This is a genomic window from Rhodococcus cercidiphylli, assembly GCF_033042225.1.
Lineage (GTDB): Bacteria > Actinomycetota > Actinomycetes > Mycobacteriales > Mycobacteriaceae > Rhodococcoides.
On record NZ_JAWLKE010000002.1, the window covers coordinates 462,655 to 476,122 of the forward strand.

A 13,468-nucleotide genomic window follows, 5' to 3' on the forward strand; every position below is an offset into this window, starting at 1 on the left:
CGCGTTTTCCGCATTACACGATTCGAAGGGACGTCATCGAAGACCATGATCAGCCGAGCACTCTGCCTCGCCGCCCACCCCAGCGGAAAACTCACGACCGAGCATCTGGAGCTGACGGACATCCCGCTCGCCCCACTGCTCGATGGCGAAGTGCTGGTACGAAATACGTGGCTCTCGATCGATCCGTCGATTCGACTGCGCTTGGGTGAATCGGCACCGTCCGGGTACCTACCACCCCTCGAGATCGGAGATGCCTTGGTGGGGTTGGCGCTCGGCATCGTCGTCGAGTCACGGCACGAGAACTTCAGGCCCGAGGATCTGGTGTCGCACATGCACGGCTACCGCGACTTCGCAGTGGTCTCCGCCGCGGCCGGCGGATTGGGCGGCGCGGGCACCCTCACCAGAATCGACACCCACGACTGGCCCCAACAGTGGTTTCTCGGTCCGCTGGGTAGTTCCGGCCTCACGGCTTATGTCGGCCTCTTCGAGGTCATGGACATTCGCCCGTCCGATACCGTCTGGATCTCGGCCGCGGCAGGAGCAGTCGGAAGTATCGCTACCCAGCTCGCCGCCCACCACGGCTGCACGGTGATCGCGTCCGCAGGCAGCCGACGCAAGGCCGATCACCTGGTCGATGCCCTCGGAGCCTCCCGCTCGTTCGACTACCACGACGGCGACATGGACAACCTTCTCACGCGCACCGCCCCGGACGGGATCGACGCATATTTCGACAACGTCGGCGGCTCCCACTTCATCGCTGCCCTCGACGCCCTTCGCCCCGAAGGACGCGTCGCGATGTGCGGGGCAATTTCCACCTACGAAACATCGAACACGTTGCCGTCGAACCTGTTTCAAATCACTGCGAAGAGCTTGTCGGTACGAGGATTTCGAGCTGGTTCGTTCGGCCATCTGTACGACAGAATGCGATCCACTGTCGGAAGCCGACTGGCCGACGGAACCATGATCTACGAAGAGTCCGTCTACGACGGCCTCGAATACGCCTCCACCGCACTGGTCGATCTACTCAACGGGCGAACGAGCGGAAAGACGCTCTGTCGGTTGTAAATGTCCGACGCACCGGCTCAAAGCGGTGCGGCATTCGACCGCACGACGCGCGGCGGCGTCCATCGCTCGCTCAGGGCATCCTCGGCCGGTTGATAGATCCTCAGGACCAGAAAGAACGGTTGCTGGGGCGCCGGAAGCCAGGCGTGCTCGGGACTGTCGGTCGTGGGCGGCGATGCGCTCACTGTGATGGTCGACGGTCCTGCGACTCCGTCGCCTCCATTGACCGCTGATCCTGCCGAGTGTTTCTTCCCAGGCGCGTCGTACAACCAACCGGTATCTGCGTCGTACAGCGTGATGCTCCAAAAGGCCTGTGCCGGCGGGGACGTGACGAACTCTATTTCGTATCGATCGCCACCTTCGCACGACAGGCGTTGTCCATCGTTGTCGACATAGGTGTTGTAAGAGCAGTTCTCCTCGACCACGTTCGCGCCGAGACCGACGTAATTCATGACCGCACGTGCAAAGAAGTTGTGCCCGTGGGCACCCTTCCCGAGCACCCGCGTCCAACCGGAATCTGTGCGACGCCCCAGCAGCGATCGAGACCGGGACAACATCGTCATCGCTGTCTCGAAGCCCTGCTCCATGCCTTTCTGTGTGGCCTCATCGAGGTCGTCCGGGGAGAAACTGCCCGATCCGATACCGAGCTGACGAAACTGGTGCACGTGGGCTGCGTCGGTGAACGGGACTCCGTTCACCGTCAACGACACATCGAGGGCAGTGAAGAACGCCGCCGACGAGACTTCGACCGAACGAGCATCGACCACCGGCCACGCGTGTGCCGACGCGGTCGGTGCGTCGATCGTGACCGCATCCTGCAGACTGTGCACGGTCGGCAGGTCCGAATCTCCGAACGCCTGTATCCGCATCAGGAGCCACATGATCGGTGTGGCGACTCTGAACACCTCGATACCTTGGGGCGCCGAACCGGTCCAGTCCGAACACGCCAAGAGCAACGCACGCGGCTGTTCGGGGTGCGTACGCCGACTGACATTGCTGGCGTTGCTGTACGCGTCCAGGAAATTCAGTGTGTAGTACCGACTACCGAAATCGGGAAGAACGACGACGATCGGTCCGTCCGAAAGGTCCAGCCAGGCATTGGAATACAGCGTGTCGACGTTGGGGACCCGGAAAGCTTGGAAATCTGCACCGGCAATCGTTCGCTCGTGAACCAGCGAATTGGTTGCCCAACGTTCGCCGTCTGCAGCCGGGGCACACGCATCACACATGCCGGCGTATTGGTACACCGATGGCAGGCCGTAGACCACAGCGTGCATCGCCAGTGATTGTGCCCAGAGCTGCCGGTCCAACGCGTCCGACGGGTGTACATCCGCCGCATCGGTTGCAGCGATCTGATCGGCCGAACTCGGGTCGTAAGTGCGCATCGGTGAAAAGTCCCTTCTCGCAGACGCTGTCGCTGATCCGAACGTCCGTCGCGTCGTTTGTTTGCGGCGTCTCGGCGCGTCGAAGCCGTGGATGGTCACTGGAAAGTGATTGACATCACGCAGCATAGCTGCTGAACTGAGGTCAGTTCAAACAGGAGGACAATACATGCGACATCCGGTCCGGACGAAACACATGATCATCGCGATACTCGTCGCCACATCGACCGTCGCGCTCAGCGCGTGCGGCTCGTCGGGTGGCGACACTGCATCGGTGGAGGGAAACTGGGAAGACGTAGTGTCGGCGGCCGAGGAAGAAGGCTCGGTGACGCTCTATTCGAGCCAGAACACCACCATCCTCGACAGCGTAAAAGCCGCGTGGAATGCGAAGTACCCCAACATCGCTCTCGAATACGTGCGGGGTACCGACGCGGATCTCAACCCACGCGTAGAGGTCGAGAACAAGACCAAGAAGGGGATTGCCGACGTCCATGTCGTGACCGATACCGCGTGGATCGCCTCCGCTGCGGAGTCCGGGAGTTACTCCCAAGAATTACGCGGCCCTGGTTTCGACAACCCCGATTACGACCGGGACTCCAGCATCAAGAACAACCGCCTTTTCCTGAACGTCGCGGCTACCTTCGGAATGGGCTGGAACACCGATGCGGCCCCGAACGGCCTGACCGATCCCCGAGATGTTCTCGACCCCGGGTACAAGGGACGAGTCGGAGTCGTCAGCCCTGTCGGCATCGCATCGTACGTCGATCTGTACAGCTTCTACCGCCAGAATTTCGGCGACGATTTTCAGGAACGCCTTGCCGCACAAGAACCGAGAATCTATCCCAGCGCCCTCGTACTCGCACAGGCATTGACGTCGGGCGAGGTTGTCGTGGCACCGATGGTGCAGCCTTTGGTCCAAGAAGTGGCGGCCGGTGCGCCGGTGAACTGGGCTCTCCCCGAGCCATCGTGGGGTACCCCCTACTACGGGCATGTCACGTCGGTCGCGCCACATCCGAATGCGGCTCAGCTTCTGACCAACTTCCTGGTCAGTACCGAGGGACAGACCGCGCAAGCCATCGGAGTGGCGACAGCACTGCCGAACATTGCCGGGGCAACCGCTGACGCCCATGACATCGAGGCTCCTGACCCCGAGCAATTGACCAAGCAATACGTCGATCAGCAGTCCGCGGAGTGGGAACAGCAGTTCGTGAGGTAGCAAGCAGAACCGAGCGCAGGCCGTGACGGGATCGCACCGTCACGGCTTGCGCATTTTTCACATCAACGTGACGTGACGGACCAGATGACGAAGGTCAGGGACATGAGTCCGAGGGCCGGAATCAGTACTGCAATGGCATGAGCACGCAACGGAAATGTCGGCGGTGCACTAATTTTTCCACCGGCAGTACGTGCGGACCTCATCCGCGCGATCCACCCCGAGACCAGCAGAGCCGCTGCGCCGAAGCTGACCAGCACAGCCAGCGCTACCAACGCGGGCTGGCGAGTGTGCGCGCTCAGGCGGAAACCGATCACTGCACAGACCGCGACCGCCGATTCGGTTCGTGCCCAGGCCAGCTCGGTTCTCTCGACCTGCAGACCTCCGTCCCCGAGTGCGCCCCCAGGCCGCCCGGAGGGGCGCTCATGACGGGCTCGCCACATCATCACAGGACGGACCACAGCACCAGAACGCCGACCGTTGCGAGAACCGCCGCCAGAGGCAGGGCGATACGGGGAGACGGAAGGGCCTCTGAATTGCGCATGGACTTCTCGGTCCGCGCCCAACCCCACCATGCATGTAGCGGAACACCGATGGACGACAAGATCAGCATCACCGAAGCCACCACACTCGGTGTGGACCCACCGCCGATGTCGAAGACCTGCAGAGCCACGCCGGCTGCCATCAACGCCAGCGACGTTCGGATCCACGCGAGATAGGTTCGCTCGTTAGCAAGACTGAAGCGTGGATCGGGCTCGACACCAACGGAATACACCGACCGGGGAAACCTGCGACGCCCGCCGTCTTTCACATCGACCTCTCGAACTCCACTGCGGTCGCAGTATCGCCGTGTCCAAGCTTTCGCGTATCGCGACCGACGATACGTGTTCGATACTACAGTGGAGGTGAATTCAGTTCACCTTAAGGGGGCCATATGCCGATCGAAATCGAGTCGGAACGTCGCGATCTGCGCGACGCCGCGAGCGCACTCCAGGTCTGGGGATTCCCCGTGATCTTTGCCCAACGCCTCCGGTTGCGGTTCACCGATCCGTCGAGTCCCCACGCGCAGCGACCTTCCACGTCCGCTGGTGCCCCACTCAATTGGCTGGGCCACCAACGTGAACTGTCGAATCCCACGCTGACGGCCGGTGTCGCCCCGAATGTCGACACGTTGTACTCGTTGGCGTTCGTCGACCTGGACTCCGGCACCTTCGAGCTACGGCTACCGGACTTCGGAAACCGTTACTACAGCGTGCAGATCGGTGAGGCGGACTCGTCCACCAACACGGTTGTCGGACAGAGGACGCACGGGTCTCGCATCCCTCCGATCACGTTGTTCCGACAGACACCCGCACCGGCCGAGATTACGGACCGACGGATCGCGTGTCGGTCGAGATTCGTGATGATCGCCATCCGGATTCTGGTCGATCCATCCCAGGGCGCAGATATGAACGCGGTCAACGAGTTACAGAACCAGATCGTTCTGACCGGCCCACCTACACCGCCGACTGCGCGTGCAGATCTCGCCCTGAGCGCCGTCGCCCGTTCCGACGAACTGCGGCGGCCTCTCGACTTTCTCGCTGCCCTCGATCACGCCACCGGCAACCTTGCCGACTCGGACGTACCGACCTGGGTCAGGCACGCGCACCGCCGTCTCGTCGATGCACTCGACGACCCCGTCGAGCGTCGTACCGCCGAGCCGGACATCGCAGACGGCCTGGGGGAAGGCCTCGAAGCTATTGCTGCGCAGGTGAAATCGATGGGCCGAATCGTCAACGGCTGGGCGATCAACGATGCAGGTGCAGACTTCGGAGCAGATCATCTTCTGCGAGCCGCCGTTGCCTACTCCCAGATCTACATCAACCCTGCGGCCGAGGCGCTCTATCCTGTGTGCGAACAAGACGACGAGGGCCTGCAGCTCAACGGCTCGAACAACTACGCCATCACTTTTCGGGTCGGCCACTTTCCGCCCGCAGACTATTTCTGGTCGATGACCGTCTACCACGCGCAGGGACTTCTCTACGCGAACGAAATCGACAGGTACGCCATCACCGACCGCACACCGGACTTGAAACACAACGAACACGGGTCCCTCACCGTACTGGTCCGAAATGGCTGCCCGACAACCGTAACCGCGGCCAACTGGCTGCCCTGCCCACCCGGCGACTTCCGGCTGATGCTCAGGATGTACGGACCGACACCGAATTCCTGCTGGTCTCCCCCGCCGGTTGTTCGACAACAGTGATCGGTTTCTGCTCCCCATTCCCGAGCACTCACAGCAGTTCGACTCACCCGGCTGAGCCTGCCTCATTACCGAAACCCGATTTACAATCGACAGATCATTTCGTGACGCTTTCTCTCGAAATCTTCGGCGTACGTACACCGGCGGCTTGACCACCGTCGATGATGAGGTCGGTGCCAGTTATGTAGGCGCTTTCATCGGTGGCGAGGAAGCGGATCGTCTTGGCCACCTCTCCCGCAGAACCTCGTCGCTGCATCGGGATACTGCGCACGTAAGCGGAGATGTCGTCCGCCGCGAAGTCCGGCATCGACGTGATTTCGGTGTCGATGCTCCCGGGACATACTGCGTTGACACGGATACCGCGGTCGGCCAATTCGAGGGCGGCGACCTTGGTCAGCGCCCGAACACCGAACTTCGCGGCACCGTACGCCCCCAGTTCCGCGGTTGCCACAACTCCCCGCAGAGAGGCCAGATTGACGATGGAACCACCGCCGACCATGGCCCTGGCCGCGGCTTTGATGCCCAGGAACGTACCGACCAGGTTGAGGTCGAGCATCTTCCGGAAATCGTCCAGAGATGTGTGGTGAAGTGGAGCCTTGATCGCCGCGCCCGCGCTGTTGACCAGAACCTGGAGCACCTGTCCGTGGGCGGCTATCGCCGATACAGCGGCAGCCCAGTCTTCTTCGCTCGTCACGTCGAGATGGAGATAGTGTGCGTCCGGACCCAGGGCATGTGCACGCGCCTGCCCCGCCGCGTCGTCGACATCGGTGAGATACACCGTTGCACCCTGTGCGGCAAAGAGTTCGGCGCTTGCGCCACCGATACCGCCGGACGCACCGGTCACCAGCACGGTGAGACCACGCAAGGATATCGTCGAGTCTTGCGGTGTTGCGATGGACGCAACTCGAGAAAGGGCATTCATATCTGTATCTCCTCGATTCGTACGTGGGCTCTCAACCATGACAAGACGCAAACCGTGGAAGAAGAACCAAGCCACAGCGGAGATGGGATGTCAGCAGGCTGTGTCGGCGGCGGTCAGACCGAAAACCAGGGCGGACGCGATCCCACCGGCATACGCCCGGTGCCAGAGGCCGCCGGTGTCGGAGCCCGCCGCCAGCAATCCGGCGATCGGAACGCCGTCCTTGTTGAGAACCCGCGCGCGGTCATCGATCCGGATGCCGTGGAACGGAAAGGTGACGGCCGGCGCAGCCTCGATGAAGTAATACGGCCCCGCCGCCAACGACGAGCGATCACGGGCGCGGGCAGGCGAGAGATGTTCACCGGCGTCGGCGGCGCGATTGAATTCCGCGATAGCCGCCGCGATGACCTTGCCCTCGTATCCCCATTCCTCCGGCATGTATTCGAATTCTTCGAGATCTTCGGCCATACCGACGCGGCCACCTCTCTTGTTGCCAAGATCGAACTTGTCGAGTGCGATGGCACCTTCGACGTAGGACGCCAGCATCCAGTCGCGGTGGACTCGCGCGTCCGCGATCAACAGTCCACGACTTTCGGGCTGATCGAGAAGAGCCATGGTGGTCAGATGGTCGCCGAGCGTCTCGTCGACGAAGCGTTCGTTGTTCAAGTTGAACAGCAAAGCGTGTTCGCTGTAGTAGAGCGACATGTCGACGAAGTCGGACGGGTCGGACAACTCGACGCCACTCGGGATCAGGTGCCCGTAGAAGCCCGCGTCTTCTGAGCCGGTCGAAGCACCCACCGCGGAGGCCAGCCGATAGCCGGCACCGCAGCTGGTCGGATTCGACCGAAGTTGCATCTTTCCTGCATCGGGATGGACGTGCTCGGCAAGGAGGTCTTTGTCGCCTTGGAATCCACCGGTTGCGAGCAAGGTGTTAGGCGAGCGGAACTGCCGGATTGCGCCATCGACACGCACCGTCGCGCCCGCGACCGTGCCGTTCTCCAGCAACAGACTTTCGGTGTCTGCTCGGAGCACGAGTTCTCCCCCAGCTTCCGTGACAATCCGTCGGCATGTGTCGATGTAATGATTGGTGTCGAACTTGTGGCCCTGTCCGCCGAAATCGAGGATGCGTTGGGCATTGTCCACGTCGATCCCCACAGAACGGATCCATTCGACCCCGTCAGCGAAGCGATCGACCAAAGCACGCTTGAGTGTTGCGTCTCCACGTGGGTTCTCGGCATTCATGATCTCGTGCGTCGGCGCGGTCCAGGCGTAGCCGGCAAACCGAGCGGATCCACCGATGTCGCCACCGACCTCGACCAAGCACACTTTCTTGCCGTTGCGCGCGGACTTGGCTGCGGCGGTCAACCCAGCCATTCCCGCACCGATCACCAGAAGGTCGAAGACTTCGTCGGACATGGATCTTCCTCACTTCGGCGGCAGCTCGGGCAGCCCGGACGGCCACCGCGGGAGGACCGAAACTCGCAAATTGTGTTTTATCAGAATTGATATCGGTTCAGTCAGATTTGCACGAGCCGAGGATCGTGTCAACAACGGGTCCACCAATGGAAAACCTAGCACCACGCACCCCTTGCAATGTGCGCCAGATCACTCTACGTTGAACTGAATTGACTTCAGGTGACCGCGACAAGGACCGAACATGAAATGCAAGTTCATTCGCGCGACGGTGGCAGTGACAGCTCTGACGCTGCGCCCGCTCCTGACCTGCGTGCTGGCGGCATTTCCGTAATCCGGATCGAACCGAAAGGCAACAGATGACCGACAATCGATTTGCGGGAACGATCGCCGTCGTGACCGGTGCCGGATCCGGCATCGGCGCAGCCACCGCGCGAGCGCTCGCCGATCGCGGTGCCGCTGTCGTCTACTTGTGTGACGTGAACGAGGGTGCCGCCGAGGCTGTAGCGACGACAATCGAAGTCGGACTGGTAATCGGCCTCGACGTCAGCGATTCGGCTGCGGTCGCCAGCGCCTTCGAAACCGTCCTAGCAGCCCAGGGCAGAATCGACGTCGTGGTGCATGCCGCCGGCGTCGACGATCCACACAGCAAACAACGTATGTACGACGCAGCCGAAAAGGGCGAACCCATCGACATCCTCACTCATCTCGAGGACGACGACTGGCGGCGAATCATGTCCATCAATCTCGACGGGACGTTCTTCGTTCTGCGCGAAGCCGTGCGAGCGATGAAACCCAATGGAAGCGGAGCGATAGTGACGATCGGCTCGTCGGCGGGCTTCGACACCCTCATCGGCTACCCGCACTATTCCGCATCCAAAGCCGGGGTTCACGCGCTCAGCCAGTCCGTGGCCAAGGAGGTCGCACCATTCGGGATCCGGGTGAACACCGTAGCTCCCGGTCCGGTCGACACCGGCATGGCCGCCCGTACACCCGCCCATCTACGGGCGACGATGGCGACGAGTGGTGCCCGCGGTTATGCAACACCGCAAGAGCTCGCCGACAACATCCTCTACCTGGCGTCGGACGGTGCAGCCAATGTGATCGGCGCGGTGTTGTTGAGCAACGGTGGCCGCTTCACGGTCTGAGAAGTCGAGCGACAGAAACCCCAGGGCCGTCGAAGACTCTCCGGGTCGACATCTTGTCCGACCTACGAAGTGTGCTCACCGAACAGATCGGAACCGATCCGAATGAATCAACAGTTCCCTCACTTGTTCTCACCGATCCGTGTGGGCGGGATGACCATGAAGAATCGACTGGTCGCTCTCCCTGCTGGAACCAGCATGGCCCACAACGGGATTCCGACCCACGGTGACACAGAGCATTTCGAACGACTCGCCGCCGGTGGCGTGGGGCTGATCATCGGCGGCGCAACCGTCGTGCATCCGACCACGACGCTACGCTCGCGGAAGCTGATCGAGGCATACCGCGACGAGTATGTGCCGGCCGCAGCAGCGAAAGTCGATGTCGTTCATCGTCATGGGTCGCGGTTCGTGGCCCAGCTGTGCCATCTCGGTCGCGAATTCATCGGCGGAGAGTCGGACTCACCGCCCTCTGCTCCATCGTCCATCAAGACCGTCCGCGACGCGTACCCACCGCACGAGTTGACGATCAAAGAAATCGAGGACATCGTCGATGGTTGGCGCACCTCGACGCTGAATGTAATCAGGGCAGGCGCAGACGGAGCAGAAGTGCATGCAGCGCACGGCTACCTACCCGCCCAGTTCATGTCGCCGGCGACCAATCGACGAACCGACAGTTTCGGGGGATCCTTCGAAAACAGAATGCGCTTTCCTCGAATGGTCGTCGAGGCCATGAAATCCGTAATGCCGGTCGGGTTCGTGATCGGCGTACGTCTGAGCGGCGACGAGGAGATACCCGGCGGCATGGACATCGACGATTGTGTGCGTATCGCCGAAAACCTAGCGGACCTGGGAATCGACTACTTCAGCATCACGCACGGCACGCGCGGAAAGTACGTCAAGGACTCGACAGGTGAAGACGCAGTAGCGATTCCCTCCGCAGCCAGGGTTCGTGCCGCGACAGGCGTGGCCACGCTTGTCGGACAACGGATTCGCGATGCCGCCACCGCCGACCACGCCATCAAATCGGGGCACGCCGACATGGTCGGTATGGCCCGAGCTCTGATCGCAGACCCAGATCTGCCGGTCAAATCGCAGACGGGCCGATTGGCAGAGATACGCGGTTGCCTGGGCATCAATCAGGACTGCCGCGCATTCGACCCGCACCTGCACTGTGCGGTCAATGCCGAGGTCGGCCGCGGCCGACATACGGGAGTGGGTGTCAGGACACCCCGCGCGAAGGACGTGTTCGTCATCGGCGGCGGCCCTGCAGGATTGGAGGCGGCACGAGTAGCGGCCGGACGCGGCCACAGGGTAACGGTGTTCGAGAAGACCACATCGCTCGGCGGCGCGATACGCGTTGCGGCCGCTTCCCCTCACCGCGCCACCCTGATCGACGTCATCGACTACCTGGAGCGTGAACTCCGACGACTGCGGGTCGAGGTCAATCTCTCCGCTGGGATCGATGACGAGGACGCGGCCGACATCCTCGACGCGGCCGATCACGTCGTAATCGCCACTGGGGCCCGGACGGCCGAACTCCCCGTCGGGCTCCACGGCAGGCCTGCAGCCTCGGTCGACGATGTCCTGGCCGGCCGCATCCCGGACGTCGGAATCCGCCGCGCGGTCGTGTACGACGAGTCGGACGGCTTTTGGCCTGCCTACAGTGCCGCAGAAGCGCTGGCGCAACAAGGTTGGCGCGTCACATTCGCGACTCCGCTGACTGCGTTGGCTTCGCGAGTACCGGCGGAAAGCGCCGGACCCCTCCTGCACCGGCTCGGCTCGGCCGGCGTCGACTTCCGAATTGGAACCGCGTTGATACTCCCTTCGCGACCGGCGGACCCGCTTGTTCTGCGCCCGGTTTTCGGCACCGGTGACAGTCTGATCGAGGACGCACTGACGGTGTGGCACCAACCGCGCGTTCCGGTGTCCGTACTCGGCTTCGAGCACGGACACAATGTCAGCATGATCGGCGACACCGTGGCTCCTCGTCGACTGAGCCACGCAATAGCAGAGGGCTACAGAACCGGCGCGAGTGTATAGCCATCGCTGCGCCGTCCGACGATATCGGTTCAGACAGGTGAACCCGAGGTCACAACGAGTGCACCGAAGCGCGTGATGGGGCTGGAAGAACAGCGGAAACCGGTTCACCTCGGCATTACAACCCTCGAGTCTTCCCGTCACTTCGACGACCGGTGCCTCCGCCGTAATCGTCCTCGCCCTCTCGAGCCGGGCTCTCCACGATGTGTGAGCGAGCCAGAGCGATGCGGTGCGCGGCGAGACCACAAGTCCATCCGGTAGTCGGCTCTGCTCATGATCCATGCGACGGGAATCGTGCTGATGCACACGGCGTATGTCAGCACGGTACCGAGCCCGTCGGTGGGTCCGTCCTGTGTGAAGGTGGTGCCGATGCCGACGATCCCGAACAGCAAAGTCTGAACGACGACGCCTGTTCGCAGCAGCGGGTCCGGAGATTCGTCGTGCGTCCGAGCGCCCGCCGGAATGTGTTGCGACGCAGTTCTTACCGGCGATTCCCGGTGTCGACCCACAGGAACCGTCTCGCGTCATCTCCGTTCGCCACCGCAGACTGGCTCGGATCGCGTCGCCGACGCTTGCCGTGAAGTCAGAAGCAACCTGAGCCGAATCGGTCTGTGCAGGTTCGACTTCCGTTGTCGGTCGGCGAGCCGGTTCGATCGAACGCCCGGTATTCGGTGATCGGCCATCGATCCCCAACCGAAAGGCACTGGGCGGGGCCATACGGATTGTGGGAAGGCGTTCGGCGTTTCGTGTCACTGCAGAACAATCGATGGTGAGCAGCATTCGATCGTGGCGCATGAACGTCTGCTTGTCTGCAATGACAACGTACAAGCCGTCGTTCGCCTCGGCCCGCGTGGCCAGTCGCGTGAGGACCCGACGAATACGTTGCTGACACTGCGTTCGGTCCGAGGAAACGACCAGCGCGGCGCCTGACACCGAAGATCGCGTGTAGCGGGCCTGCTCCGTCAGGCTCGTCCACGCGGGATCGTCGCCATCACCGAAATATGTTGCCAGCAGCCACAGTTCGGAGTTGTTCGTGCCGTCGGGCATGGTGATCCAATCCGAGAACGACGGGTGCAGCGAACCGCACGATCAGATGGAGGGAACCGTCCGCAATTTCAAGGGCACGTTGTCGGCGAGGAATGCGAGTTGATCACCGATCACCGCGGAAAACAGGGGTTCGACGTACGGATCGAAGTGACCGCCCGAATAGATACGTACCGTGGCTTTGCGAACTTTTGCAGCGGCGCGTTGTGCGACGGCCGCCGGGGTGACGGAATCGTCGGACGCGATCTGCACCAGCGTGGGGCAGTCGATCGCCGACATCGTGCGGCCCGGGGAGTACCGCCAGATCTTCAGCAGTATCCGCGCCGCCACGGTCTCGGGGTAGTCGCCGTCGGTCAGGCCCGACTTGAGGACCAAGCGGTCACGCCCTTTCATCGCGTCGGGTGAGACCATCACAGCTCGGGTGCCAGGAGGCCCGACGCTGTCGACGTAGTGCGGCGATCGTCCGAGGACGGCGCGGACGCTGTCGGTGATGGCAGCCGGTGCCAGCCGCAACGCCTGCCTGAACCCGGTCGCGCGAACGGCGGCGATGCCGTCGATGTGGGGCACCTGGGCGATGACCGCTGCGAGCCGAACGCCGTTGCCCGCCAACGTGAGTACGTGGCCGCCGGCGAACGACGTACCCCATCCGACGATCCGGTTCGCGTCGACGCCGTCGAGTGAGCGAGCGAAGTCGACTGCGCTTCGCCAATCGGCAAGCTGCGAACCCACGTCCAACAGTTGGCGCGGTTCGCCCTCACTGTCACCGAAGTACCGATAGTCGAAGACGCAGACCACGTAGCCGGCCTCGACGAAACGCTCGGCGTACGCGTACAGGCGCATCGCCCTGGGTGAGCCGAATCCGTGTGCCATCACGATTGCCGGCCGTGGCCTGGCGGCGGTTACAGCGGGACGAAAGACCGTTGCCGCGCAACGAACTTCGTCCGACATGAACGATGTTTCGGTACGGGTGAAGCCGGCGTGTTCGTCGGTGGTCATGCGTGTGTCTCTCTG

At 62.4% G+C, this 13,468-nt stretch carries 11 protein-coding genes and 1 pseudogene; 5 read left to right on the plus strand and 7 right to left on the minus strand.

The window, feature by feature from the left end:
- Window positions 1-45: 45 nt before the first annotated feature.
- Complete coding sequence (locus R3P95_RS05785; protein WP_317547609.1) at window positions 46-1,065, plus strand: NADP-dependent oxidoreductase; 1,020 nt, start codon at window positions 46-48, stop codon at window positions 1,063-1,065.
- A gap of 17 nt (window positions 1,066-1,082) precedes the next feature.
- Here R3P95_RS05785 and R3P95_RS05790 read toward each other — a convergent pair whose 3' ends face one another.
- Window positions 1,083-2,447, minus strand: coding sequence for a DUF1254 domain-containing protein (locus R3P95_RS05790; RefSeq protein ID WP_317547610.1), 1,365 nt, complete (start codon window positions 2,445-2,447; stop codon window positions 1,083-1,085).
- A gap of 166 nt (window positions 2,448-2,613) precedes the next feature.
- Between R3P95_RS05790 and R3P95_RS05795 the strand changes: the two genes are divergently transcribed.
- Entirely contained in the window at window positions 2,614-3,660 is a 1,047-nt protein-coding gene (locus R3P95_RS05795; RefSeq protein WP_317547611.1) for an ABC transporter substrate-binding protein, read from the plus strand.
- Window positions 3,661-3,722: 62 nt separating this feature from the next.
- On the opposite strand, the gene R3P95_RS05800 is transcribed toward R3P95_RS05795, so the two are convergent.
- Window positions 3,723-4,103, minus strand: coding sequence for a DUF202 domain-containing protein (locus R3P95_RS05800; RefSeq protein WP_317547612.1), 381 nt, complete (start codon window positions 4,101-4,103; stop codon window positions 3,723-3,725).
- Entirely contained in the window at window positions 4,103-4,432 is a 330-nt protein-coding gene (locus tag R3P95_RS05805; protein ID WP_243596286.1) for a YidH family protein, read from the minus strand. The genes R3P95_RS05800 and R3P95_RS05805 overlap by 1 nt, the downstream gene beginning before the upstream one ends.
- A gap of 159 nt (window positions 4,433-4,591) precedes the next feature.
- Here R3P95_RS05805 and R3P95_RS05810 point away from each other — a divergent pair, with 159 nt between their 5' ends.
- Window positions 4,592-5,902 carry a DUF1214 domain-containing protein gene (locus R3P95_RS05810; protein WP_317547613.1) on the plus strand — a complete coding sequence of 437 codons (1,311 nt, stop codon included), beginning with the start codon at window positions 4,592-4,594 and terminating at the stop codon, window positions 5,900-5,902.
- Between the two features lie 94 nt (window positions 5,903-5,996).
- Here the strand turns inward: R3P95_RS05810 and R3P95_RS05815 are convergent, their stop codons facing one another.
- A complete protein-coding gene (locus tag R3P95_RS05815; RefSeq protein WP_317547615.1) occupies window positions 5,997-6,821 on the minus strand; it encodes an SDR family NAD(P)-dependent oxidoreductase in 825 nt (274 codons plus the stop codon).
- Window positions 6,822-6,911: 90 nt separating this feature from the next.
- Window positions 6,912-8,234 (minus strand): FAD-dependent oxidoreductase, encoded by a 1,323-nt coding sequence (locus R3P95_RS05820; RefSeq protein ID WP_317547616.1) that lies wholly within the window; start codon window positions 8,232-8,234, stop codon window positions 6,912-6,914.
- A gap of 356 nt (window positions 8,235-8,590) precedes the next feature.
- Between R3P95_RS05820 and R3P95_RS05825 the strand changes: the two genes are divergently transcribed.
- On the plus strand, window positions 8,591-9,379 hold the full coding sequence (locus tag R3P95_RS05825) for an SDR family NAD(P)-dependent oxidoreductase (RefSeq protein ID WP_317547617.1): 789 nt from the start codon (window positions 8,591-8,593) through the stop codon (window positions 9,377-9,379).
- 156 nt (window positions 9,380-9,535) lie between these two features.
- A complete protein-coding gene (locus tag R3P95_RS05830; RefSeq protein WP_394855389.1) occupies window positions 9,536-11,416 on the plus strand; it encodes an oxidoreductase in 1,881 nt (626 codons plus the stop codon).
- Window positions 11,417-12,130: 714 nt separating this feature from the next.
- On the opposite strand, the pseudogene R3P95_RS26110 reads toward R3P95_RS05830, so the two are convergent.
- A pseudogene (locus R3P95_RS26110) lies at window positions 12,131-12,460 on the minus strand (DUF6924 domain-containing protein); the annotation flags it as partial.
- Between the two features lie 42 nt (window positions 12,461-12,502).
- Window positions 12,503-13,453 carry an alpha/beta hydrolase gene (locus tag R3P95_RS05835; protein WP_317547619.1) on the minus strand — a complete coding sequence of 317 codons (951 nt, stop codon included), beginning with the start codon at window positions 13,451-13,453 and terminating at the stop codon, window positions 12,503-12,505.
- Window positions 13,454-13,468: the final 15 nt, after the last annotated feature.